This window comes from Mediterranea massiliensis (assembly GCF_900128475.1).
Lineage (GTDB): Bacteria > Bacteroidota > Bacteroidia > Bacteroidales > Bacteroidaceae > Bacteroides > Bacteroides massiliensis_E.
This window is the reverse complement of sequence record NZ_LT635837.1, coordinates 388,677-413,429: the sequence shown is the minus strand read 5'-3', so window position 1 is coordinate 413,429 and position 24,753 is coordinate 388,677. Positions and strand designations below refer to the sequence as shown.

The window sequence follows — 24,753 nt, the reverse complement described above, 5'->3', positions numbered from 1 at the left end:
TTAATAATAAGGGTTTATCGGTTCTTGAATTTGACGAGTGCCGAGGCATAGACCGTACGGCCGGGTGTCGTCGTGCCCCGGTTGCGTCCGAATGGCGTCCGGTCGACGTAGTTGAACAGATTGTCCACACCGACGTTCAGGGTCAGTGTCCATTTTTTCATGCCCAGCAGGGTATGGGCCGTGTTAATGCGCCAGGTCTGGAACGCGTCCGCATCGTTGTCTTCCACGTAGCGGCGAACCGACTGATAGCGCCCGTAGACGGCAAGCCCCAGCCGGTAGCGGCTCCACGTATGGTGCCACGAAGCGTTGAGCGTGGCATTGTGTTGGGAGGTGGCGTCGATGGGAATGTATTTCATGTAGTCGGCACCCTGGTCAGGATATTGCGCCCGTGGGTCGGAAAAGCTGTAGCCGCCGCTCACGGTGAGGGTCTGGACGGGCTGGTAGTTGAAGGTGAAGTCCACTCCCCAGATGCGTGCCTGGGTCAGATTGAGGTACATCTTGCTTTTCTCTATTTCGTTCAGTTTCTCTTCGGCGGTCAGGTTGATTTCCACCAGCTCGATCATGTTGCGGAGGAAGTTGGCATAGGCCGTCACGCTGGCCTGGAACTTCCGTCCCGCGTATTCCACTCCGACGGAGGCATACTGGGAAGTCTGAGCTTTCAGGTGCTTGTTGCCGTGGTAGGCTGTCAGGGAACCTCCGCCCAGGGTGGCGGTGTAGTTGTAGTACAGTTCCTTCACGGTAGGCGACTTGTATCCCAGGGCATAGGAGGCCCGCAGGCGGAAGTCGCCCTTGTTGTAGAGTACCGCAATTTTGGGGCTGAGGTTGAAGCCCGTTTCCTTGTGTACCGTGCCGCGTGCGCCGGCCGTGAGGACTACATCGTCGGCTGCCGTCCACTCTTCCTGGGCGTATGCGGCCAGTGTGTAGACTGAGGCCCGGTCTCCGTCTATGTGGTGGGGTGATTCGAGGTGGTTGTACAGGTATTCGAAGCCCGTGTTCAGCAGGTGGCGGTCGCCGATGTAGAACACGCCTTTCGCCTGTCCCAGTACCTGGCGTTGGACGCTTTGCTTGATGCGTTGGCCGGGGAAATAGGTGATGCGGTCTCCGTCCTTGAAGTAGTCGGTCACTTCCTGCAGCTTGTAGTCGTAGAAGTAGCCGTAGCGGTCGTAGGAGAGGTCTGCCGTCAGGTAGTTCCGTCCGCCCAGCCGGTATTTGCCTCCGGCGGCGAAGCCGTAGTTGCGGTAATAGAAGTCGTTGGGCAGGTAGCTCCACGGTCCGTGCGGGCGTACCACCCAGCGTTCGTAGCAGGAGCCCGATGCCGTCAGCGAGAGGCGGTCATTGACGTTCCAGTCCAGGCTCTCGGTCAGCGTATAGTTGGTGGAGCGGTTGACGGTCTTCATTGTGGAGCCGGGTTTCAGCTGCTGCTGGTTCCATTGCAGGTCGGTGTTGCGCCATCCGTCCGTGTGGTGGAAGTTCACGCCGGTCATGCTCTTTACCTGTCCGATGGTCAGTCCCAATGACGCGCTTTCGCGCACGTCGCCGTACGCTCCCACACGGCTGGTGGAGGTGAATTCCGTCTTGTCGTGATGCTTCTTCGTGATGATGTTGATTACTCCGGCTATGGCGTCGCTTCCGTAGAGCGACGAGGCGGCTCCCTTCACAATCTCGATGCGCTCGATGTTGGCCGGATTCAGCAGGTTGAGGTCGTTCTGCCCACCCACATCGCCGTTCATGCGCTTGCCGTCAATCAGGATAAGGATGTAGTCGTTGTTCAGCCCGTTGAGCTGGATGTGGCTGCCCATACTCCCGTCGTGGAACGTGAGCGAAGGGGATAGTCCTGCCAGCAGCTCTTCCATACTACGGGCCTGGAACTGTTCCAAAGCCCGTCTTGTAATGACTTCGGTTTGTACGGGAGCGTCCTTCAGATAATGTTCGGTCCCCGTTCCTGTCACGACCACTTCTTCCAGCATCAGGGAGAGGTCTTCCGTCTCCTTGCCCTCCAAAATGCTCTGCGCCGATACCTGTGGAACTGCATACAGCAACAGCGCAATGATTCCTGCCTTCATCTGCATCATGCGTAAGGTTTTAATGATAATAAATAATGCGCACGTTGCTTCAGAAGGACGACTGACAATTTCCCGTTTCCGCAAGGGATGGATGGGGCATGAACCGGATGATTGCTTCTTCAATATATGCCATACTTCGCTCCTGATCCCGGAAGCTCCGTGCTTTTTGTTGTGGACATTAGCAGGTATTCTGGCTTCCTCCTGTCTGCTTTGCCTTCCCATCGCCCGTGGGCAACAGTGGCTTCTGCGGTTGCAGACCTTGGTTGGAATGGAGGTTACAGCTGCGGGTACAGCTCCGGTCTTTCACCGGATTCCCTTGCATCGCCGACGGATGTGTCTGGTCGATTACTAATTCCGGGGGCAAATATACTTCTATTATTTATATTGGCAAATGGAAGAGCGGTTTTTTTGTGGCAGAGAATTGACTTTGTTGTCAGTACTTCCATGTAAATACTCCAATACTTGCGTAGGATTACTCAAGTACTTGTATAGGATTACTCGAGTACTTGGCTGGAAGTACTGGTGGTTTGTTGCTATGTCCGGTGTTCTTTGAACGGAGGAAATCCGATTCTCGCTCCATCTTTCAGTTTTTCTTGCTATATTTGTCAAATCAAACGAACGGAAATATGGACAACATCAAAGGGAAAAATAGAGGGAAATGGAAAAGATGCGTCGGAGTGCTGTGCTGCTGCCTGCTGGCGTGGGTGGCAGTGTCGGCACAGGAAAAATTGTATCATGCGGCAGACTGGGGCGTGAAGCCCGGACTGAAGACGGTGCAGACCGAGCAGCTGCAGCGGATGATAGACGATGTGGCTGCCCGGGGAGGCGGCATCGTCCGCCTGTCGGCTGGAGCCTACATCACCGGGTGTATCGAACTGAAGTCCAATGTCTGGCTGGACTTGGAGCGGGGAGCGGTATTGCTGGGCAGTACGAACCCCGATGACTACCGTCCGCAGCGCATGGCGGGCGAGCCGGTGTCGCCCAACGCCAAGGACAATTCGGCCCTGGCACTGATTGTGGCCAACGGGGCACGGAACATCGGCGTCACGGGGCAAGGCGTGATAGACGGGCAGGGATTGGAGCTGGCCTTGAATATCGACAGCTTGCACCATCGGGGTGTGCGCATTGACCCCAACTACAACAACCGTCGCAAGCGTCCGGGCGAGACGGCACGGCCCAAGCTGTTCCGTCTGTCGCATGCGGACGGTGTGACGCTGCGTGACGTAACCCTGCGTAACAGTGCCTGCTGGGGCGTGACGCTGGAGCTGTGCCGCAACGTGGTGATGGACAACCTTACCGTATACAACCGGGCCTACTGGAACAACGACGGGCTGGACATCACCGACTGCCGCAACGTGCGCATCACCCGTTGTGACATCAATGCGGCCGACGACGGCATCTGCCTGAAGTCCTATTATCCGGGCTGTGCCAACGACTCCATCTACATAGCCGACTGCCGCATCTGCTCCAGCGCGAGCGCGGTGAAGTTCGGTACGGCTTCGCACGGAGGTTTCCGCCGTGTGACCATCGACAACGTGGAAGTGTACGACACCTACCGCTCGGCCATCGCCATCGAGACGGTGGATGGAGGCGGACTGGAAGACGTGCGGGTGACTCGCGTCCGGGCACGGAATACGGGCAATCCGCTTTTCATCCGGCTGGGCCACCGTTCGGGCGAAGCGCCGGGCTTCCTGCGCAACATTTATATCGGACAGATGGAGGTGGAGGTTCCTTTCGGCCAGCCGGACGAGGACTATGACCTGCGGGGGCCGGCTCTGACCTTCTTCCACAATCCGATACCGGCCTCCATTACGGGCATACCCGATGCGGCGGTCGAGAACGTGGTGATAGAAGACGTGACGGTGCGCTATCCCGGTCGGGCGACGAAGGGCATGGCCTACGTGCCTCTGTGGAGGCTCGATGCCGTACCCGAGGAAGTGGACGGTTATCCGGAGTTTTCGATGTTCGGCGAGTTGCCTGCTTGGGGCTTCTACGTGCGCCATGTCCGGGGCATTGCCTTCAGGAACGTGAAGCTGCAGCTGGCTGCCGATGACTTCCGTCCCGCCTTTGTGCTGGACGATGTGGAGGATGTCACTTTTGAACGCCTGCAACTGCCCTCGTACAAGGGTCAGATAGTCGTGAGGGGTGTGAAGCATTTGCAGCTGCCCGAAGAACTTGGAGTGGTGCAGAGGGAATGAAAAGGATTGTTTCTATTTCCTGCCTCCTCTGTTCCCGCCATACAGTTTGTCTATCAGGTCGGTGCGGCCGATGCGTCGCAGTTCGTTGACGATGTTGCGCCGTTCCTCGGGCTTGTACCAGAAGAAAAACTGCCGCTGGGCCAGCTTCTCGCGCTGCGTCTTGGCGCTGAACACCGGTTCGAGCGTGTAGGGATGGTAGCCCGTGTACCACGCTTCGGTAGAAACGGTCATGGGGGTGGGCGTAAAGTCCTGCACCTGCTCCAGATGGAAATCCAACCGTTTGGTAATGACGGCCAGTTCGGCCATGTCTTCTTCGTGGCAGCCGGGGTGGCTGGAGATGAAGTAGGGGATGAGTTGCTGGCGCAGGCCTTCTTCGCGGTTGATGCGGTCGAAAATATTCTTGAACGTCTCGAACTGGGCAAACGGCGGTTTGCGCATCACGCTGAGCACACGGTCGCTGGTATGTTCGGGGGCCACCTTGAGGCGGCCGCTGACGTGGCGGGCGATGAGTTCGCGCGTATATTGGCGGGTACTTTGGTTCACCTGCGGATCCTTGCTCTCGTGGAGCAGCAGGTCGTAGCGCACACCACTTCCGATGAACGACTTCTTGATGCCCGGCAGGGCGTCCACGGCGTGGTAGATGTCGAGCAGGGGCCGGTGGTCGGTGTTCAGGTTGGGGCATACCTTGGGATGGATGCACGAGGGGCGCTTGCACTTCTTGCACAGTTCCTGGTTGGTGCCGTGCATGCGATACATGTTGGCACTCGGTCCGCCCAGATCACTCAGATAGCCCTTGAAGTCGGGCAGCTCCATGACGGCCTTCACTTCCTTCAAGATGCTTTCCTTGCTTCGGCTTACGATGAACTTGCCTTGGTGGGCGGAGATGGTGCAGAAGGCGCAACCGCCGAAACATCCGCGATGGATGTTGATGGAGTGCTTGATCATGTCGTAGGCGGGGATGCGCTTGCCCTTGTATTTGGGGTGGGGCAGGCGTGTGTAGGGCAGGTCGAATGAGTGGTCCAGCTCCTCGGTAGTGAGGGGCGGGTAAGGCGGATTGACAACGACCACCTGCTTGCCTACCGTTTGCAGGATACGCGAGGCGGCATATTTGTTGCTCTCTTCCTCAATGTGGCGGAAGTTGGCGGCTTCCTTCTTTTTGTCCTTCAGACATTCCTCATGGGAATAGAGGGTGATATCATCCTCCTGTGGATGGACTTCGCGGGTGAGGTAGGCAATTTGGGGTATATCGTCCAGCGGCAGTCCCTGCTGCATGCGGCGTGCCAGTTCGACTACCGGTTTTTCGCCCATGCCATAGATAAGCAGGTCGGCACCGCTGTCGCACAGGATGCTGGGGCGTACGCGGTTCTGCCAGTAGTCGTAGTGGGTGAGGCGGCGCATGCTCGCCTCGATACCGCCCAGAAAGACAGGTACGTCGGGATAGAGCTTCTTCAGGATTTGGGTATAGACGATGGACGGATATTCGGGACGCATGTCGGGGCGCGCGTCGGGTGTATAGGCATCGTCGCTGCGCAGGCGCTTGTTGGCTGTATACTTGTTGACCATGGAGTCCATGCAGCCGGCTGATACGCCGAAGAACAGACGCGGACGGCCCAGTTTCTTGAAGTCGCGCAGGTCGTCGCGCCAGTTGGGCTGGGGAACGATGGCTACCCGCAACCCCTCGGCCTCGAGGATGCGTCCGATGACGGCGGCTCCGAACGAGGGATGATCCACGTAAGCGTCACCGCTGAAAATGATTACGTCCAATTCGTCCCATCCGCGAAGTTCCACTTCTTTCTTGGTGGTGGGCAACCAGTCTGTCAGTCTGTATTCTTTCATGGGTACAAAGATACGACCTTATTTCGTAAATTGTACAGTCATCCGTTCGCCTTCGTAGATTTCGCGGAAACCGATGCCCTGTTCGGCCAAATATTCTTTCAGGTCGTTGAAGGCGCCGGCATTGTCCATGACGATTTCCAGAACTTCGCCGGGGCGAGCTTCACACAGGGCTATGACCGCCGGTATGAGCGGGCTGTAGGGCAGGGGGCCGCAGGTGTTGATGGTCTTCATGTCATTCTTCCTCTTCTTCTTCCAGCGGATGGGCGGGCAACCATTCCAGGTAAAGTCGGATGAGCTGCTGCAGTCCGAAGGCTTTCATGTTATTGTGATAGATGACGTCGATACAGAGGTCGAGCAGGTCTTTGCTGTCTTCCACCTGCGCGGCGATGAGCGAGCGGATGTTCAGTTTCAGTTTGTCGAGTACGGTTTCGTCCACGATGCCATTGCTGTCAATCAGATGTTGGAACAGTCCGTACTTCTGTATGGTGGCCAGGTTTTCGTCCGAAACATTGATGCTGCGTGTGCCGCTTGTGTTGGCTTGTATGGTGTACATATCTTTGGTTTTATAGGTTCAACATTCTTTTCAGTTGCAGCAAAGATAGTGTTTTCACGATACATTACATCATTCGTACCCGAAATTCTTATAAAAAAACAGCGTTGCCACCTTGTATGGGAAGATATGGCAACGCTGGATATTGTATAAAATGATTTGCTTCTTAAAGGGAGCATTTTAAGGTTGGGTCAATTTCAGAATACTTTCGGGTTGTAGGCTGACCGTTGGCTGGAAGGCATCGCTCAGCATGTATTGCTTCAGACTGAAGAGCAGTTGGCGTGCAGCCGGCCGACGTTCCATGTCTTGGTGAAAGTCGATACCCGATACCAGTAGTTTGCCGTTACCTACCTTTACTTCGAAAAGCAGGCCCAGCGAGCGGTTAGTCACCCAGTCGTCAATGACGCGCACCAGTGGACGGATGTCTTTCGACAGCTTGCTGAGGTGGATGGCGTCTGAATGGCTCATGGCATCCCACCATTGATAGTTACTGTAGTAGTCGGTCGGGAAGTAGCGGAGAGCCGGGTGAGCGGGATCGCACAAGATGCCTAAGGTGTGAGGGGCTTGTCCGTTGGTCCAAGCCGTGTTCCAGAAGATGCTGGAAAATCCTACCGCTACTTCACCGCCCATCGTTTTGATCAGTGAACCTTTCTTGAGCGAGAGCAGTACTTTACCGCCGGCTTGCAGCCGGTCGAGGGCTGTCTGGTCGAGTGTATCGGTCAGCAGCAAGGTCTCGTCCCAGACTTGCTTTTGCGACGGATAAACCCAAAAGTCCCAGTCGTTGCTGTGCCCGTCTACGGTGACTTCCAGTTTCAGTTGGCTGGCCTTGTGGATGTCGCTCAGATTGAATGAGATGTTCCCCAGGGGCAGGCAGTTGCCAATGTCCAGGCGGGCTACATCGAAGCTGCCTTGTCCCAGTTTGCGGCCGGAGGCGTCACGGATGGTCCATTCGGCTTTAGGCTGTGTAATCGGACGATAGAAATTGGCCACTTCGACCGTGGCGATAAAAGTCTCGCTATTTTCGAGTACCAGTTTGGGGATGCGCGCCAACGGAACGAGACTGTTGCAGAAACGGCTGTATTCTTTGGCTGTGACATAACCTTTCTCTTCCCAGAACACGTCGAGTGCACCTACAAGCGCCGTTCCCTGGCCGGGGAAGTCATTGAGTCCCAGCAACTGGAAACCTCCGAAATCCGGAGTGCGCAGGGCAGCTTCAATGTCGGCTTTGTAACAGAGGGTCTGCAACTTTCCCGATGCATACAAGAATCTGTCTGCCAGCTGGATAAGACCGTTTTCCTTCAGGCTTTCTTGGAAAATCTCGAAGTTGCGTGCTTTATAGACTCCGGTGTATTTCTGCATTTCGCGGAAGTTGGGATATACGCACCACTGACCGATTTCGTGGCTGACGAACGGCTGGGTGAACTTGCCGGTATACTCCCGCCAGTCGTAAGTGGTGGAGGGGGCTTGGGCATTGATAATACTCTTTACTCCGGCTCCCCATTGCTGGATGCGGGGATTGGCGTCGCTGAGAAAATCATTGACCGGCAGGTTGGGCCAACCGGCGGCCGAAGTATAGAGGCGGCGCGGATCGCGTTCTTTCCATTCGCTGACGAAACGGGTCAGGTAGTCGTTGGAATGCTTTCCGGCAGGTTCGTTACCATAAGCCATCAGGCAGAACGAAGGATGGTTGCCATAGGCGTTGACAATACGTTCGGCTTCCTGGCGGATGAACTCGTCGATGGGTTTCCCATCGCCGATAGTCGTTGACTGGTTGGCCCAGGAAGAACACTCTATCATGTAATACATGCCCAGTTCATCGGCGGCTTGGAAGGCTGCTTCGGGCGGACACCAGGAGTGGAAACGGATGTGATTGATTCCATATTGTTTGCAGATACGCAGTTCGCGCATCCATTCTTCCTTGTCGGTGGCGGGATAGCCGGTCAGGGGGAAGGATGCACAATGGAGGGTGCCGCGCAGAAAGACGGGAGTACCGTTGAGGTAGAGCCGGCCGTTGTTCACACTCCAGGTGCGGCAGCCGAAAGTGACTTTCCGGTTGTCCAGCTCCTCTTTACCGCTTTGGAGGGAACAGAACAGCGTGTAGAGATTGGGGTTGAACTCGTCCCAAGTCTTTACGTCTTTGGGAAGAGCAAGGGTTACCTCCAGCTGGTTTTCACCCGGTTGCAGGGTAAAGGATTGCTTGGTTTCTTTTCCTTGCAGACTGAAAGTCTGCGTTACTTTCCGGCGTTTGTCGGTTGTGTTGCATACATTGGCTTTTATTGTCAGGCTGCCTTTTTCGATCTGGGGGAAGACATGCAACTGTTTGTAGTAGGAACTTCCCTTGGCTTCCAGGTACATGGCACCGACAATGCCGTTCCAGTTTCCTTGTGTGTGGTCGGAGATGGAATGGGAGTTCTCACCCGGATCGATATCGTGCACAGCGTTGTCCACACGGACGGAGAGGGTGTGTTTGCCTGGGGTGAGGTAGTCCGTCAAATCGTATTGCTGCGGAGCACTCAAGGCGTTCTGCATGCCTACTTCCTTGCCGTCTATCCATACGCGGCTTTCCCAATGACAGCGTTCGAAGAAGAGATGGATACTTTTCTTCTTCCACGATTTGGGTATTTCGATGTCGCGTTGGTACCAAGCTACACCGGAATAATAGTTGTCGGGTTGCAGCCAGTAGGGAATCTTGAAGTTTTCGCGGGTGCGGTAGGGAGCATAGCGATCCAGTTTGAAGAAAGTCTGGTCGTTGAAACTGCCTACCCACGGGGTGTTCAGGTCTACGGGGTCACCTTTCCCGTTGGTAATCATGGAGCCTGGCAGCTGGACGTGGTCGTCCAATGAACGGAGGTACCATCGGTCGGATATACCTTGGTCGTTGCGGTCGACGGCAAAACGCCAGGTTCCCGACAGATCCATTACTTGGGCGTGGACCGAGATGCAGAAAGTCACGCATAACAATTGGAGTAAGAGGTGGTGTATTTTCATGACAATTGGAGTTTGATTAGAGTTTGTGTACTATAAATTCCTTGGTGATTGTTGTCCAGTGCGGCGGCTTCGTCCAGCAGGTGCAGGGCCTTTTTTCGTTCGCCCAGTCCCCAGTGTCCCAAAGCCATCATGTATTTGCAGTGGACGATGTTGCGCGTATCGAGGCTGTCGTCCCAAATGAGGAGGTCGGGCAGTGATACGGCGAAATAGTCCATCCGTACCTGGTCGAAGAGATGTTTCTCGCCATAGGATACGAGTTTGTGGAAGCGGCCTTTGGCCTGGTCGGTACGTCCCAGCTTTAGCAAGGCCATGCCCTGGTAGAAGATTTTGTCGGGCTTGGCATCGTTGTAGTAGAGGGCGGCAGCAGGTTCGGTTGGTCCGTTTGTCGCTTTTTCCCAACATTCGACAGCTTTTTCCTGGTTTCCCATGGACTGGTAGGCACATCCCATGAAATAGTAGAAGTCGTTTTCCTGTGCGCCATAGAGTTTCCCTTCGCCCAGGTTGTGCGGGTAGACCAGACATTCTTCAAGCAGGTGTATGGCTTCGGAGGCTTTGCCGTCGGCCAGAGCTTGCTTGGCCAGTTCGATGCGGGCAAACTGGTATTGGCCGGAAACCTTGCCTTCACCGCCTTCCCAAGGATGGAAGTGGTGGCTATCTACGATTTGTTTGGCTTCTTCGTAACGGCCGGTCTGGTTCAGAAGGGTCGCTTCTTTAAGGATGAGGTCGTCGCGGCGGGCTATCAGTTCCGGATATTGTTGCAGGAAGGCCAGGCGCTGTCCGTGCGGACGGTGCAGGCGTTTGTACAGCTGGTCGAGTTCCATCAGGATACGGGCATCGGTGGGGTCGAGGCGGAAAGCACGCTCCATACACGATACGGCTTTCTCTTCGTCCTGCTGCTTGTTGAAGTAGGCCAGGGCCAAGTTGCGCCAGGCAATGGGGAAGGTGTCATCTTTCTGAACGGACGCTTCCCAGGCCTGGACGGCCAGGTCGTATTGGCGTTTGTCGTAGTACAGGTTGCCCAGGTAGTAGGGGGCCTTGGCGTCGGACGGATTGACTTCCATGGCACATTGCAGGGCCAGGATGGCTTCCAGACGGTTGGGGAAGCAATAGTCGGGACAGGCCTGCGAGGCTTGTACAAAGATGTCGGCGTATCCCTCTTTGCCACCCTGCTTCATGCACCAGCCCATGTAATAATAGGTCATGGGGCTGACGGCCTGCTGGCCGATGGCCAGTTGCCAGAGGGAGATGGCCTCGTCCCAACAGCCGGCGGCACAATAGTCGAGGGCTATCTCGTCGTAGTTGTGGGCTTCGCCGCGCATCATTTCTTGGAAGGTCTGTAAGGTCTGTTCGTCGTGTGTGAGAAGATACAGCTCGTAACGGCATCCGAAGTTGAAGGCATCGATGGCCAATGATTCCTCGATGAGCTTCCGGGCAGCTTCAGACTGGCCGTTGCGGCGCAGGAGGGTTGCTTTCAGGGCGCGTGCCTTGTGGTTGTGCCAGTTGCGGATGAGCGAATGGTCTATCTCGTAGAGGGCATCCTCCAGACGGTTCTGCCAAGTGGAGATTTGTGCGCAGGCCAGGTAACCGGCATCCTGCCAGGCAGCATTCCAGCACGACTTATAGAAGCGGTTGTAGGCTTCGTCGATACGTCCTTGATATTTCAAGGCAAGGCCCAGGTTGTACAGGGGCTCGCCGTCGTAGGGGTTGGGATTGCGTTTCTGCAAGGTCTTGACGGCCGTGAGCAGGTACTGCTCAGCCTTCTGGAAGCGGCCTTTGCGGATGTACCACAGGCCCAGTGCGTTGTTGTTTCGTACATCGATGGGGTCGCGGCGCAGGGCTTCTTCATAATAGTCCACGGGGTTGTATGTGGCGTGGCGGTACTGTTCCAGATGTAGGCCGGTGAGGTAGAGCTGCTCTGTCGTCTTGATTTCGGCAGGGAGCAGGGCTGCTTCGGCTGCGTCGGGGATGGGCTTCACTTCGTCGGACTCGGCATGCCAGCTCAGCAGTTCTCGTCCTCCGGCAGTAATGTCGAGAGTCAGCCGGTTGAAGGCTTCGCCTTGGACATCTACCACTTCGTTGAGCACTTCTTCGGGGCATACCGTTACGTTGCGGTCGTAGTAGATACGCCCTCCGTCGCTCCGCAGAGTGATGTGGATGGCCTGGCGCGAGGTGGCGAACAGCTTGAAGCGTACGCGTCCCTCGCCTTCGGGGTCGATGTTCAGCAGGAGGTCTTTGGTGGCGTTCTTTACGATACCCAGCTCACGGTAGGGCAGGAAGTATTGTACGAAGCTCTTTTCCTCGTAGGGTTGCAGCCAGGTGAAATCGGGCTGGTTTTCGGTATAGACGCCCGCCATCAGTTCGATGTAGGGGCCGTCTTCGTCGGTGAGGTTGCGGTCCCAGGCACGACCGAAGTCGCCGTTGCCCCATGTCCATTGCTTCTTGCCTGGCGATACGTGATGGCTGGCTACGTGGAGCATGCCGGCCTGAGTATCGTTTTCGTAACCGCCCTCGAAGTCGAAGCGCGAGTTGACGGCCATGTAGGACGTAGGAACCTTGATGTTCTTGTAGTTCGAGATGTCCACGCCAGCCGAGTAGTCCATCTTGTAATATGTACCTGTGGCGATGGGGAAGCTGCTGACGGCCCGCTTGCCATGGTCGAACACGGCGTTGATATCGGGTGGGAAGACGCTCTGGTAATAGTCGTTGACGGCTACGGCCGGATTGGCCCACCACAGGAAAGTTTGCGGCACTTCCGTTCGGTTATAGAGCACGCCTTTGATTTCGAGGAAGGCATGTCCCGGCCGAAGGGTGAAACCAGCCATACCTTTCTGATGGAACATGCGCTCCATCTCGCTGACCCATACCGTGACACTGCCGTCGGCATTCTCTTCGATGGTGGTGTCAACGGGCATATAGGTGCTGGGGCGGTGGTGTTGAGGCCAGTTGAACTCGATGCCGCCCGAAATCCAGGGACCGGCCAAGCCTACCAATGCAGGCTTGATGACGTGGTTGTAGTAGATGAAATGGCGTTGCTTTATCTTGTCGTAAGCCATCTGTACACGTCCACCCAGCTCGGGCAGAATCATGACTTTGATGTATTCGTTCTCGATGAATACGGCGTTGTAGGTCTTGTCGGTCTTCTCGTCGGCAATGGACTCGATGACCGGATAGGGATAGACTACACCACTGCTGCCCTGATAGACACGTTTCTCCAGAAACATCGGGCTCTTTTCGGGTTTCCCCACTTCGTAGGTAGGGATGGTTACTTGTTCTTTCCAGGCTTTAACCATAGTTGTATGTGTTGTTTTTAGTTCACTTCCCATAAGCGGAAGGTGATATGTTAAGTGTTTAATTTTCAGATTGATATTGCTTTGTTTTTCTTTACCGGAAATAAAGTGTTGCTTTACTCCGGATAAAGCATCGCTTTAATGCTTTTAAAGCATTGCTTTAATCGGACTAAAGCATTGCTTTAAAGTCTGTAAAGTAATGGCAAGGAAATAACCTTTGGTTTGGTTCTGCCGTTTCCTTCGTCATTCATCTACCATTTCCTTTTCCAGCTGCTCCAGCGATTTGCCTTTGGTTTCGGGCATGCGGAAGAGGAAGAAGACAAGACCGGCGGCGCAGATGGCTGTATAGATCCAGAAAGTACCGGCCGTCCCCAGTGCTTTGTTCAGGAAGGGGAAGGTGTAGGTCAGGATGAAGCTGGCCACCCACAGGGTAAACGTACCGGTAGCCACGGCCACACCCCTCACTTTGTTGGGGAAGATTTCGGACAACAGTACCCACGTGACAGGTCCCAGCGTCATGGCATAACAGGCAATGGCGGTTACTACCAGTACGACCATGAAAATGCCGCTTACCTCGAAGTAATAGCAGGTGCCCAGTATCAGGTAGATGCCGGCCAGTCCGCCCGCTCCAAGAAGCATCAGTGCGCGGCGTCCCAGGCGGTCGACGGTATAGATGGCCACGAACGTGAAGACCAAGTTGGCGATGCCCGTCACGACGATGTTGATGAACGTATTGTCCACATCGTAACCAGCCGACTGGAAAACCTCCTGAGCGTAGTTGAAGATGACGTTTGTGCCGCACCATTGCTGAAACATGGCCACGATGATGCCCAGCATCAGTACCCGTCGGTAGGGCTTGCTGAAGAGCAGCGCGAGGCCGCCCTGAGTTTGTTTGCGTTGCATATCAGTCTGCAAGGTGTTCAGCTCGTTGCGGGCATAGTCGTTTCCGCCGATACGGGCCAACGTCTCGAGGGCCCGTTCCCGTTGTCCGGTCATGGCCAGCCAGCGGGGACTTTCGGGAATGAATGCTGCCAGTACCAAAAAGGCTAAGGCGGGGAAGGCAGCGGCCCAGAACATCCAGCGCCAGGCCATGGCAACATTCCATGCCGTATCGTCGCTGAGCAGCAGCCAGTTGACTATCTGGGCGGCCAGAATGCCGATAACGATGGTCAACTGATTGAGTGATACCAGCTTGCCGCGAATGTGTGTAGGAGCCACTTCAGCAATGTACATGGGCGACAGGCCCGAAGCGATGCCGATGGCAATGCCCCCGCAGAAGCGTGCCAATAGGAAAAGGTGAAAATTGCTGAAAGCTCCCGTCCCGTAGGCTGTCAGTACAAAGATGAGGGCCGAAAGCAGAAGCAGCGGCTTGCGTCCCAATTTGTCGGCCAGCATACCGGCTGTCAGGGCTCCGATGAGGCATCCGGCCAACGCAATGCTCATGGCCAGCCCTTGCATGCCAGGATCACCAGCAATGTCGAAGAACTGTTCGTAGAAAATCTTGGCACCGCCGATGACGACCCAGTCGTAACCGAACAGCAGTCCGCCCATGGCAGACACCAGGCAGATGAAGTAGATGAATCCTTTGTTGTACGTTTTCATGTTATCAGATGAACTTTTTGTTTTCTGCTGCAAAAGTAACAACTACCAACGAACTGAAAAATAGAAAGTCTTATTCTGTATATGGACAATCTTACGATTTTACTTGCGCATTCCATTTTTGTTGTGTATGTTTGCCTCCGGACTAAAAACGTGTCTATATGATTGAATTGAAGGACGGATTTCAGGGGGAGCAGTTACTGGTGCTTCCCAAACTGATTGTGGAGTCTATGGAGGCCGATCCATTGCTTTCCAGGCTTCATATTACGGATATCGGCTATTTCCCGCGGGCCTTGCATCATTACAGGGAACGTAAAGTGCCCATCAATCAGTATGTCTTTATCTATTGTACAGATGGTGAAGGCTGGTATCGCTTGGGCGGGCATACCCATCCGGTGGTTGCCAATCAGTATTTCATTCTTCCGGCTGGAGTCCCCCATGCTTATGGAGCCGATGAATCCGCTCCATGGACTATTTATTGGATACACTTTAAAGGCGATATGGCAGTTTATTATGCCAAGGATGCCGCTATTCCCATGGATATACGGCCTGGGAACCGTTCACGTATCAGTGACCGTATCGGACTTTTCGAAGAGATGTTCACCATCCTGAAGTCTGGTTATAGCAACGAAAATTTGCGGTATGTATCTTCTCTTTTCCATTATTTCCTGGGTTCTTTGCGTTATGTACAGCCGTATCGCAATGCCAATGGTAACAGACATGATGAAACGGATGTAGTGGAGGAGGCCATTCATTATATGAAAGAGAATATGGAGAAACGCTTGTCTTTACAGGATATGGCTTTGCATACGGGATATTCGTCTTCACACTTTTCGGCGCTGTTCAGGCAGAAAACAGGGCATAGTCCGTCCGCCTACTTTAATTTGCTGAAGGTCCAATATGCTTGCTCATTGCTGGATAAAACAGATATGAAGGTGAATCAGATTTGTTACAAGGTGGGGATGGAAGACATGTTTTACTTTTCGCGTCTGTTCAGTAAGATTATGGGAATGTCTCCTAAGGAATATCGGAACTCAAAGAAGGGATGATATAATAACATTGGAGGGTGTGCCACAGCACACCCTCCAATAATAATAGATGTATAAGGAGATAGCGTTACAGCGGAATATACTCCACAAACGCTTCCATCGCTTCGTAGCTGGCCAGACCCAGGCTGTTGTACAGGTTGGCTGTGCCGCGGTTGCGGTCTTCGCTTCGTTGCCAGAAGAGACGTTCGTCGTTGCCCAAGAACGGAGCGCTTTCCATCTGGCTCTGGTGCTTCAGGATGGAGTTTCGTTTGGCTCTCAGTTCTTCGGGGCTGATGGGCACGGCCATCTCGATGTTCTCGATTTCCCATTCAGCCCAGGCACCACGGTACATCCAGATGCGGCAGTCCTTCAGCCATTCGGCCCCTTCTTCCTTCTCCAGGTCGATGGCGGCGAATACGGCGTCGGTGCAGACGCGGTGTGTGCCGTGCGGGTCGGCCAGGTCGCCGGCCACAAATACCTGATGGGGCTGCACTTCACGCAGCAGGTTGCGTACGATTTCCACGTCGGCCTCGCTGATGGGGTTCTTCTTGATCTTGCCGGTCTCGTAGAAGGGCAGGTCCAGGAAGTGGCAGTGGTCCAGCGGGATGTTGTTGTAGGTGCAGGCCGTACGTGCCTCGCCGCGGCGGATAAGGCCCTTGATAGTGAGTATGTCTCGCGTATCCATGTCGCCGTCCTTCTTCTCGCGCAGGAACTTGCGGATCTCGGCATACTTCTCGTTGATGACCTGGTCGGCACTGTTGTTGAACAGCTGGTTGAAGCCGTTGATGAAGTGCAGGAAGCGAACCACCTCTTCGTCGCCCACGGCAATGTTGCCGCTGGTTTCGTAGGCTACGTGCACATCATGACCTTGCTCTACCAGGCGGCGGATGGTGCCGCCCATGGAGATGACATCGTCATCGGGGTGCGGAGAGAATACCACGACGCGCTTCGGGAAAGGTTTGGCACGTTCGGGACGGTAGGTGTCGTCGGCGTTCGGCTTGCCGCCCGGCCATCCCGTGATGGTGTGCTGCAGGTCGTTGAATATCTTGATGTTCACATTGTAGGCCGAACCGTAGAGAGCCAGCAGTTCGCTTAAGCCGTTCTCGTTGTAATCCTTGTTGGTCAGCTTCAAGATGGGTTTGCCCGTGAGCTGGCACAGCCATACGATGGCACTGCGGATGAGCTTGTCGTTCCATTCGCAGGACGTCACCAGCCAGGGACGCTGGATGCGAGTCAGGTTGGAGGCGGCCGAGAGGTCGATTACAATGTGGGCGTTGTTGTGCGTCTGCAGGTAGGAGGCGGGGATGGTGTCCGTAATGTTGCCTTCCACGCATTCTTTCACCATCTTTGCCTTTTCCTCGCCCCAGGCCATGAGGTACACCTTCTTGGCACCTAGGATAGTCGATACACCCATCGTGATGGAGCTGACGGGAGTATTGTCAATCGTACCGAACAGCTTGGCCGCATCGTTGCGCGAGTCGCTGTCCAGCAGGATGAGGCGGGTGGTGGAGTTCAGTCGCGAACCCGGTTCGTTGAAGCCGATGTTGCCTACGCGGCCGATGCCCAGCAGGGCCACGTCCAGTCCGCCGAAGCTCTCGATGCGCTGTTCGTACAGGCGGCAGTATTCGAAGATGGTATCCTTGGCGATGGTGCCGTCGGGGCTGAAGACGTTCTGCTTGTCGATGTCCACATGGTCGAGGAGCATCTCCTTCAGGGCATTCAGATTGCTGGTGGCGGCATCGGGAGCCAGCGGATAGTATTCGTAGAGGTTGAACACGACGACGTTGCGGAAGCTCAGTCCCTCTTCCTGGTGCATGCGTACCAGGTGGGCATATACGTTGCGGGGCGAATTGCCGCCTGCCAGGGCCAGTACACAGAAGCGTCCGGCCTTCTGCTTGTCGCGTATCAGCTGGGCGATGTCGCGGGCTATCTGGTCGGCTCCTTCTTCAGGAGTCTCGTAGATGTCGGTGGGTACTTTCTCCAGACGGGTCAGTACGGAGCGTTCGAAGGCGTTCTCCGGGCGGTAGTATCGGGGGGATACTCGGTTCAGCGTGATTTGTGAGCTTAGATTGGTCTTCATAAATTGATTGTATTATAAGTGTATGACGTTATTTCAGATGGTATAGGTGTCGGGAACAAGCTTGCCCATGGCCCATACGGCGCGAACGTTCAGGTTCTCGTCCATCACCATGATATCGGCGTCCTTGCCTTTCTGCAGCGAGCCCTTGCGGTCGTATATGCCCATGATCTTGGCAGGTGTCTCGGATACCATGCGCGAGGCGTCGGCCAGCGGTATGTCGGCTTTCTGTACCACGGTGCGGATCAGGCGGTCCATCGTGGCGATACTTCCGGCCAGTGCCGAGCGGTCGGCCAGTTTGCAGACACCGTCTTCGATGATGACGCGGGGGTCAAAGGCCTCCTTGCTGTCGCTGGCGGCGCAGGCCAGGGCGTCGGTGATGAGGCATGTGCGCTCCACACCTTTTATCTTGTAGACCAGTCGCAGGATGGTGGGCGGCACGTGGATGCCGTCGGCTACGACTTCCACCGTCATGTCGTCCAGCAGGTAGATGCTCTCCACGGTGCCTTCGTACTTGTATTCGCGGCGCTTGTGGAAGCCCGGCATGGCGTTGTAGAAGTGCGTGGCGTGGGTATATCCGGCTTCGTAGGCGGCCAGGATGTCTTCAAACTCGGCCTGTGTGTGTCCCACAGAGGCCAGGATGCCTTTTCCGGCGATGTACTTGCCGAACTGGATGGCACCCGGCAGTTCGGGAGCGGCGTCCCAGCGCTTGATGCACGACCAGCGTTCTACCAGCGGGATGTATTCGTTGGGGTCGGGGTTCTTGATGTTTTCGGGGAGTTGTCCGCCTGCCATGGCCGGGTTGAAGTAATGGCCTTCGAGGTGCAGGCCCATGATGGGGCTGTCGGGCTCGGCCATCAACTTCGTACAGGTTTCGGCTGCTTGCTCGATCATGGGGACAGTCGACGACGACATCGTGGGGAAGATGCTCGTCGTACCATATTTCATGTGCGTTGCTACCGCCTGGCGGAATGCGTCCTCAGTACACTCCATGAAGTCGCGTCCGCCGCCGCCATGCGCGTGTATCTCGATGCCGCCAGGCAGTACGTACATGCCTTTGACGTCGATGAGCGTAGCGCCGATAACGGCCAGGTCGCAGTTAGTTACTTCCAGAATCTTTCCGTCGCGGATCAGGACGGAACCATCCTTCAGCCACCCCTGTGGGGTGAGGATGCGGGCATTGATGAGTTGAGTCAGCATAGGATTTAGTGGTTAGTTATATTGTTTTCTTTTCAGTCATTGTTGTAACAAAGATTATTCAGATACAAAAATACGGACTTTCTTCCGAATATAGACTCGCAAGTGGTAGGTATTTTCTATTAAATACTCTAAATTTCCGTGTCCGTATCTGAAAAAATGGGCTTTATCGGCCGCACCAGTTGCCGGCGAAGGCAGCGGTGGTGCCCAGCACGATGCTCAGCGCCACGTACAGCAGGAACAGGCTGCCGTATCCCTGCTTGAGCAGCGTCAGGCCGTCGTTGCTGAAGGTCGAGAAGGTGGTGAACCCTCCACAGAGGCCGGTCGTCAGCAGGAGGCGGATTTCTGTTGGCAGGTTGAAGCGGGCCGACCAGGCATAGAAGAGGCCGATGAGGAAGCTGCCCACGATGTTGACGGTGAATGTGGCCCATGGAAAATTGTAGGGCACGATGCGTTCGTGCAAAGCCATTTGCACGCAATAACGGAGCACACTTCCTGTGCCTCCTCCGATAAAGATAGCTATCAGTTCTTTTGTCATGGCGTCAGTCTTATGTTTGGCGGCAGGCAGGTGCCTGCCCGATTACGGATGCAAAGGTAGGAAAACATCGGGGCTTTCCGAAGCAACTTTCTTCTTTTTGCAGGAAAAGGCTGTTTGGCGAGGCAGAAAAGGCTGCTTTCCTGTCGGGAAAAGGCTGTTTTGTTTTTTCGTTCCCTATGGGGCGTATGCAAACGTTTGCTGAATGGCTTTCAGGCTTTTTATCGGCAACTGCCTGCTACTTTCTTTTCTCTTTTCTATCTTTGTCCCACGAATTACTAACATTGCACATGAGAAACATGAAAACATTCATTTCAAAATTTCTATTTCTGTTGCTTTTCCTTGGCGTATCCGCAGGAGTGGGGGCCGAAGAACTCACTTCGCCCAACGGACAACTTCGTCTGAACTTTACGGTCAATGTGCAGGGAGAACCCGTCTACGAATTGTATTATAAGAATAAAACCGTTATCAAGCCATCCAAGCTGGGATTGGAACTGAAGGACGATCCGGGTCTGATGAATGGCTTCTCGCTGGCTGGCGTGAAGACTTCTACGTTCGATGAAACTTGGCAGCCCGTCTGGGGCGAGGAGAAGGAAATCCGCAACCATTACAACGAGATGGCTGTGACGCTCAACCAGCAGGCGCAGGGCCGTCACATCGTCATCCGTTTCCGCCTCTTCGACGACGGCCTGGGCTTCCGCTACGAATTCCCTTTGCAGAAGAACCTCAATTACTTCGTCATCAAGGAAGAGCATACCCAGTTTGCCATGGCGGGCGACCACACGGCCTTCTGGATACCTGGCGACTACGATACGCAGGAATATGACTATACCGAATCGAAGCTGACGGAGATACGCGGCCTGATGGAAGGTGCCATTACGCCCAACTCTTCGCAGACTCCCTTCTCGCCTACAGGCGTGCAGACGGCCTTACAGATGAAGACGGCCGACGGCCTCTACATCAACCTGCACGAGGCAGCATTGGTCGACTATTCGTGCATGCACCTCAATCTCGACGACAAGAACCTTGTGTTCGAGTCCTGGCTGACTCCCGATGCACAGGGCAACAAGGGCTATTTGCAGGCTCCCTGCACCTCACCCTGGCGTACGGTCATTGTGAGCGACGACGCACGCGACATCCTTGCCTCGCGCATCACGCTGAATCTGAACGAACCTTGTGCCTATGAAGACGTGTCGTGGATCAAACCCGTGAAGTACGTCGGCGTGTGGTGGGAGATGATTGCCGGCAAGAGCACATGGGCCTATACCGACGAACTTCCTTCCGTCAAGTTGGGGCAGACAGATTATACGAAGACCAAACCCAACGGCCGTCATGGAGCCAACAACGAGCACGTGAAGAAATACATCGACTTTGCGGCTGCCAACGGGCTTGATCAGGTGCTGGTCGAAGGTTGGAATGAAGGTTGGGAAGACTGGTTCGGCAAGTCAAAGGATTATGTGTTCGACTTCGTGACCCCCTATCCCGATTTCGATGTGAAGATGCTGAACGACTATGCCCGTAGCAAAGGGGTGAGACTGATGATGCATCACGAGACATCTTCTTCCGTACGCAACTACGAACGCCATCTGGACAAGGCCTACCAGTTTATGGTAGACAATGGCTACAATGCCGTGAAGAGCGGATATGTAGGAAACATCATTCCTCGTGGCGAGCACCATTACGGTCAGTGGATGAACAATCACTACCTGTATGCCGTCAAGAAAGCGGCCGAATACAAGATTATGGTCAACGGACACGAAGCCGTGCGTCCCACCGGCCTTTGCCGTACGTACCCCAACCTGATAGGCAATGAGTCGGCCCGTGGTACTGAATACGAAGCCTTCGGCGGTAGTAAGCCTTTCCACACTACACTCTTGCCCTTCAACCGTCTCATCGGCGGTCCGATGGACTATACGCCGGGTATCTTTGACACGAAGCTCGACTTTATGGGTGATTTGCCTCACGGACAGGTGCAGACAACCCTTTGCAAGCAGCTGGCCCTCTACGTAACCCTCTACAGCCCCTTGCAGATGGCTGCCGACTTGGTTGAGAACTACGAGAAGCGCATGGACGCCTTCCAGTTCATCAAGGACGTTGCCGTAGATTGGGATGAAAGCAATTACATCGAAGCCGAGCCGGGCGACTACATCACCATTGCGCGCAAAGCCAAGGGAACGGACAACTGGTTCGTAGGTGGTATTACCGACGAAAATGCCCGTACGGCCGAGTTCAAGCTCGACTTCCTCGATGCCGACAAGAAATACGTGGCTATCCTTTATGCCGACGGCAAGGATGCCGACTATAAGGAAAATCCCACTTCCTATCAGATAAAGAAAGGTATCGTGACTTCCAAGACCAAGATGGCCGTCAAGGAAGCACGTGGCGGGGGCTTTGCCTTGAGCCTGATTGAGGCTAAGCCCGACGACCTGAAATCTGTGAAGAAATGGAGAAACTGAAAAAGGTAAGAAGATAGCTTCATAGGTGTTGGTAAGCGCTCTGCGAGTTTTTATGCTTGCAGGGCGTTTTTTGCTGAAAAAAACTGGGCATTTCCGAATGTTGCCTGCCGACTTATTTGTACCTTTGCAATCGTTTTTATAAGCGGACACTATACATAATATATTAAAGAATATACATATATGGGAGGTTTCTTCGGTACAGTCGCCAAAGAAAGTTGTGTGACTGATTTGTTTTATGGTACAGACTACAATTCACATTTAGGTACGAAACGGGGTGGTATGGCTACTTACGACGGCGCGACCCAAAGCTTCAACCGCTCTATCCACAATCTGGAAAGCACCTATTTCCGTACGAAGTTCGAAGACGAGCTGGATAAGTTCAAGGGCAATTCGGGTATCGGCATCATCAGCGATACGGACGCGCAGCCCATTATCCTGAACTCCCACCTGGGGCGTTTCGCCATTGTGACAGTAGCCAAGATTGTAAACATAGCCGAGCTGGAGGCCGATTTGCTCAAGCAGAACATGCACTTCTCCGAGCTCAGCTCCGGCCAGACCAACCAGACGGAACTGATAGCCCTGCTCATCATCCAAGGCAAGAACTTTGTCGAAGGTATCGAAAATGTCTACAGGCACATCAAGGGTTCCTGCTCCATGTTGCTTCTGACAGAAGACGGTATCATTGCCGCCCGCGACAAGTGGGGGCGTACGCCGATTGTCATCGGACGCAAGGACGGTGCCTATGCTGCCACCAGCGAATCGAGCTGTTTTCCCAACCTCGACTACGAAGTGGAGCGCTATCTGGGGCCGGGCGAAATCGTTCGTTTGCGGGCCGAAGGTATCGAGCAGATGCGTAAGCCGGAAGAGAAGATGCAGATTTGTTCGTTCCTGTGGGTTTATTATGGTTTCCCTACGTCGTGTTACGAAGGACGCAATGTCGAAGAGGTCCGATTCACCAGCGGTTTGAAAATGGGGCAGACCGACTCGTCTGAAGTAGATTGTGCTTGTGGCATTCCTGATTCGGGTGTAGGTATGGCTTTGGGTTATGCCGAAGGCAAGGGCATTCCCTATCATCGTGCCATTGCCAAGTATACTCCGACCTGGCCGCGCAGCTTCACTCCCAGTCGGCAGGAGATGCGTAATCTTGTAGCCAAGATGAAGCTTATCCCCAATCGTGCGATGCTTCAGGGCAAGCGCCTTCTCTTCTGCGACGATTCCATCGTACGTGGTACACAGCTCCGCGACAATGTCAAGGTGCTCTATGAGTATGGTGCCAAGGAAGTGCACATCCGCATAGCTTGTCCGCCGCTCATCTACTCTTGTCCGTTCATTGGGTTTACGGCATCCAAGAGTCCGCTTGAACTGATTACACGCCGCATCATCAAGGAACTGGAAGGCGACGAAAACAAGAATCTTGAGAAATATGCTACGACCGGTTCGCCCGAATACAACCGTATGGTCGAAATCATGCGCGAGCGTTTTGGCTTCACTTCCTTGCGTTTCAATACGCTGGAGACGCTGGTCGAGAGCATCGGCCTGCCCAAGTGCAAGCTTTGTACGCATTGTTTTGACGGCAGCAGCTGTTTCTGATTGACAAATAGTTAAAATAGAAATAAAAAAGGGGCGTGGATTGCTTGGCAATTCACGCCCCTTTTCCTACCTTTACGGGCACAATGAACAAATATTGTTGAATCTCAATTTTATTTTGAATGATATGACTTTAGTAGAACGCTTTTTAAAGTATGTCAGCTTTGATACCCAGTCGAGCGAAGAGACGGGTGTCACTCCCAGTACGCCGGGGCAGATGGTGTTTGCCCGCTATTTGAAGGAAGAATTGGAATCCTTGAGGTTGGAGGATGTCACGTTGGATGACAACGGTTACCTGTTTGCCACGCTTCCCGCCAATACGGACAAGCCTCTTCCTACGGTAGGTTTTATTGCTCACATGGACACGAGTCCCGATATGAGCGGCAAGAATGTGTCGCCGCGTAAGGTAGAGAATTACGACGGTAAGGACATTGTGCTTTGTACCGAAGAAAATATAGTGCTGTCTCCCTCTCAATTCCCCGAACTGCTCGAACACAAGGGGGAGGACTTGATTGTGACCGACGGAAAGACTTTGCTGGGAGCTGATGACAAGGCTGGTATTGCCGAAATCGTTTCGGCCATTGTCTATTTGCAGGAACACCCTGAAATCAAGCATGGAAAGATACGCATCGGCTTCAATCCTGACGAGGAAATAGGCCTCGGTGCCCATAAGTTCGATGTGGAGAAGTTCGGTTGCGACTGGGCTTACACGATGGACGGCGGTGAGGTAGGCGAACTGGAGTTTGAGAACTTCAACGCTGCTTCGGCCAAAATTACGTTCAAGGGCCGCAACGTGCATCCGGGCTATGCCAAGCACAAGATGATCAACTCTATTCGGGTGGCTAACCGTTTTATGGCCATGTTGCCCAGTCACGAGACGCCCGAGCATACAGAAGGTTACGAAGGATTCTATCACCTGGTAGGTATCAGCGGCGAAGTAGAGCAGACGGTGGTTTCTTATATTATCCGCGATCATGACCGTACTCGCTTCGAGAGCCGCAAGCGGGAGATGGAACACCTTGTCCGTAAAATCAATGCTGAATATGGTGAGGGTACGGCCACGCTCGATCTGCACGACCAGTACTACAACATGCGCGAGAAGATAGAGCCGGTGATGCATGTCATCGACATCGCTTTCCAGGCCATGAAGGATGCCGGTGTGGAGCCTCATGTAAAAGCCATTCGTGGCGGTACGGACGGAGCGCAGCTTTCGTTCAAGGGATTGCCTTGCCCCAACATTTTTGCCGGCGGACTCAACTTCCACGGCCGTTATGAGTTCGTGCCCATCCAGAGCATGGAAAAAGCCATGAAGGTGGTGGTGAAGATTGCCGAGCTGGTGGCCGCACGCTGAT

Annotated in this window: 15 protein-coding genes and 1 riboswitch; of the genes, 5 read left to right on the top strand and 10 right to left on the bottom strand. The window is 54.3% G+C overall.

What is annotated here, in order from left to right:
• Positions 1 to 14: 14 nt before the first annotated feature.
• The gene (locus BQ7483_RS09555) at positions 15 to 2,063 is read right to left on the bottom strand and encodes a TonB-dependent receptor plug domain-containing protein (RefSeq protein ID WP_072545799.1); all 2,049 of its coding nucleotides are present in this window, start codon (positions 2,061 to 2,063) and stop codon (positions 15 to 17) included.
• Positions 2,064 to 2,226: 163 nt separating this feature from the next.
• Positions 2,227 to 2,431: riboswitch (cobalamin riboswitch) on the bottom strand.
• A gap of 258 nt (positions 2,432 to 2,689) precedes the next feature.
• Here BQ7483_RS09555 and BQ7483_RS09550 point away from each other — a divergent pair.
• Positions 2,690 to 4,261: a glycoside hydrolase family 28 protein gene (locus BQ7483_RS09550; RefSeq protein ID WP_022020597.1), complete on the top strand. Its 1,572-nt coding sequence runs from the start codon at positions 2,690 to 2,692 to the stop codon at positions 4,259 to 4,261.
• A gap of 12 nt (positions 4,262 to 4,273) precedes the next feature.
• Here the strand turns inward: BQ7483_RS09550 and BQ7483_RS09545 are convergent, their stop codons facing one another.
• The 6 genes from BQ7483_RS09545 to BQ7483_RS09520 all read right to left on the bottom strand — a co-directional run bounded on the left by BQ7483_RS09545 (position 4,274) and on the right by BQ7483_RS09520 (position 14,524).
• Positions 4,274 to 6,097 (bottom strand): YgiQ family radical SAM protein, encoded by a 1,824-nt coding sequence (locus BQ7483_RS09545; protein ID WP_072545728.1) that lies wholly within the window; start codon positions 6,095 to 6,097, stop codon positions 4,274 to 4,276.
• 18 nt (positions 6,098 to 6,115) lie between these two features.
• A complete protein-coding gene (locus BQ7483_RS09540) occupies positions 6,116 to 6,328 on the bottom strand; it encodes a sulfurtransferase TusA family protein (RefSeq protein WP_022020595.1) in 213 nt (70 codons plus the stop codon).
• A 1-nt stretch (position 6,329) separates the two neighbouring features.
• Positions 6,330 to 6,650, bottom strand: coding sequence for a hypothetical protein (locus tag BQ7483_RS09535; RefSeq protein ID WP_022020594.1), 321 nt, complete (start codon positions 6,648 to 6,650; stop codon positions 6,330 to 6,332).
• A gap of 177 nt (positions 6,651 to 6,827) precedes the next feature.
• The gene (locus BQ7483_RS09530) at positions 6,828 to 9,635 is read right to left on the bottom strand and encodes a glycoside hydrolase family 2 protein (RefSeq protein ID WP_022020593.1); all 2,808 of its coding nucleotides are present in this window, start codon (positions 9,633 to 9,635) and stop codon (positions 6,828 to 6,830) included.
• A complete protein-coding gene (locus BQ7483_RS09525; RefSeq protein ID WP_072545727.1) occupies positions 9,632 to 12,925 on the bottom strand; it encodes a DUF5107 domain-containing protein in 3,294 nt (1,097 codons plus the stop codon). Before BQ7483_RS09525 ends, BQ7483_RS09530 begins: the two co-directional genes overlap by 4 nt.
• 240 nt (positions 12,926 to 13,165) lie before the next feature.
• Positions 13,166 to 14,524 (bottom strand): sugar porter family MFS transporter, encoded by a 1,359-nt coding sequence (locus tag BQ7483_RS09520; RefSeq protein ID WP_072545726.1) that lies wholly within the window; start codon positions 14,522 to 14,524, stop codon positions 13,166 to 13,168.
• Between the two features lie 158 nt (positions 14,525 to 14,682).
• Between BQ7483_RS09520 and BQ7483_RS09515 the strand changes: the two genes are divergently transcribed.
• Positions 14,683 to 15,570, top strand: coding sequence for an AraC family transcriptional regulator (locus tag BQ7483_RS09515; RefSeq protein WP_022020589.1), 888 nt, complete (start codon positions 14,683 to 14,685; stop codon positions 15,568 to 15,570).
• A 67-nt stretch (positions 15,571 to 15,637) separates the two neighbouring features.
• Here the strand turns inward: BQ7483_RS09515 and BQ7483_RS09510 are convergent, their stop codons facing one another.
• The 3 genes from BQ7483_RS09510 to crcB form a co-directional block, all read right to left on the bottom strand.
• Positions 15,638 to 17,629, bottom strand: a complete 1,992-nt coding sequence (locus BQ7483_RS09510) for a glucosamine-6-phosphate deaminase (RefSeq protein ID WP_072545725.1) — start codon at positions 17,627 to 17,629, stop codon at positions 15,638 to 15,640.
• A gap of 33 nt (positions 17,630 to 17,662) precedes the next feature.
• A complete protein-coding gene (gene nagA / locus BQ7483_RS09505) occupies positions 17,663 to 18,826 on the bottom strand; it encodes an N-acetylglucosamine-6-phosphate deacetylase (RefSeq protein WP_022020587.1) in 1,164 nt (387 codons plus the stop codon).
• A gap of 163 nt (positions 18,827 to 18,989) precedes the next feature.
• On the bottom strand, positions 18,990 to 19,361 hold the full coding sequence (crcB, locus tag BQ7483_RS09500; RefSeq protein ID WP_072545724.1) for a fluoride efflux transporter CrcB: 372 nt from the start codon (positions 19,359 to 19,361) through the stop codon (positions 18,990 to 18,992).
• Between the two features lie 287 nt (positions 19,362 to 19,648).
• On the opposite strand from crcB, the gene BQ7483_RS09495 reads away from it, so the two are divergent.
• The 3 genes from BQ7483_RS09495 (at position 19,649) to pepT (ending at position 24,752) form a co-directional block, all read left to right on the top strand.
• Entirely contained in the window at positions 19,649 to 21,814 is a 2,166-nt protein-coding gene (locus BQ7483_RS09495; protein WP_072545723.1) for a glycoside hydrolase family 97 protein, read from the top strand.
• A gap of 180 nt (positions 21,815 to 21,994) precedes the next feature.
• Complete coding sequence (locus BQ7483_RS09490) at positions 21,995 to 23,404, top strand: amidophosphoribosyltransferase (protein WP_072545722.1); 1,410 nt, start codon at positions 21,995 to 21,997, stop codon at positions 23,402 to 23,404.
• Positions 23,405 to 23,528: 124 nt separating this feature from the next.
• On the top strand, positions 23,529 to 24,752 hold the full coding sequence (pepT, locus tag BQ7483_RS09485; RefSeq protein ID WP_072545721.1) for a peptidase T: 1,224 nt from the start codon (positions 23,529 to 23,531) through the stop codon (positions 24,750 to 24,752).
• The last annotated feature ends 1 nt before the right edge of the window (position 24,753 follow it).

What these genes read in the sequence shown, in the direction of transcription:
- BQ7483_RS09555 (WP_072545799.1), bottom strand. Translation starts at nt 2,063, where the DNA reads ATGAAGGCAGGAATCATTGCGCTGTTGCTGTATGCAGTTCCACAGGTA.
- BQ7483_RS09520 (WP_072545726.1), bottom strand. Translation starts at nt 14,524, where the DNA reads ATGAAAACGTACAACAAAGGATTCATCTACTTCATCTGCCTGGTGTCT.
- BQ7483_RS09510 (WP_072545725.1), bottom strand. Translation starts at nt 17,629, where the DNA reads ATGAAGACCAATCTAAGCTCACAAATCACGCTGAACCGAGTATCCCCC.
- BQ7483_RS09495 (WP_072545723.1), top strand. Translation starts at nt 19,649, where the DNA reads ATGAGAAACATGAAAACATTCATTTCAAAATTTCTATTTCTGTTGCTT.
- BQ7483_RS09515 (WP_022020589.1), top strand. Translation starts at nt 14,683, where the DNA reads ATGATTGAATTGAAGGACGGATTTCAGGGGGAGCAGTTACTGGTGCTT.
- pepT (WP_072545721.1), top strand. Translation starts at nt 23,529, where the DNA reads ATGACTTTAGTAGAACGCTTTTTAAAGTATGTCAGCTTTGATACCCAG.
- BQ7483_RS09530 (WP_022020593.1), bottom strand. Translation starts at nt 9,635, where the DNA reads ATGAAAATACACCACCTCTTACTCCAATTGTTATGCGTGACTTTCTGC.
- BQ7483_RS09545 (WP_072545728.1), bottom strand. Translation starts at nt 6,097, where the DNA reads ATGAAAGAATACAGACTGACAGACTGGTTGCCCACCACCAAGAAAGAA.
- BQ7483_RS09550 (WP_022020597.1), top strand. Translation starts at nt 2,690, where the DNA reads ATGGACAACATCAAAGGGAAAAATAGAGGGAAATGGAAAAGATGCGTC.
- nagA (WP_022020587.1), bottom strand. Translation starts at nt 18,826, where the DNA reads ATGCTGACTCAACTCATCAATGCCCGCATCCTCACCCCACAGGGGTGG.
- BQ7483_RS09525 (WP_072545727.1), bottom strand. Translation starts at nt 12,925, where the DNA reads ATGGTTAAAGCCTGGAAAGAACAAGTAACCATCCCTACCTACGAAGTG.
- BQ7483_RS09490 (WP_072545722.1), top strand. Translation starts at nt 21,995, where the DNA reads ATGGGAGGTTTCTTCGGTACAGTCGCCAAAGAAAGTTGTGTGACTGAT.
- crcB (WP_072545724.1), bottom strand. Translation starts at nt 19,361, where the DNA reads ATGACAAAAGAACTGATAGCTATCTTTATCGGAGGAGGCACAGGAAGT.
- BQ7483_RS09535 (WP_022020594.1), bottom strand. Translation starts at nt 6,650, where the DNA reads ATGTACACCATACAAGCCAACACAAGCGGCACACGCAGCATCAATGTT.
- BQ7483_RS09540 (WP_022020595.1), bottom strand. Translation starts at nt 6,328, where the DNA reads ATGAAGACCATCAACACCTGCGGCCCCCTGCCCTACAGCCCGCTCATA.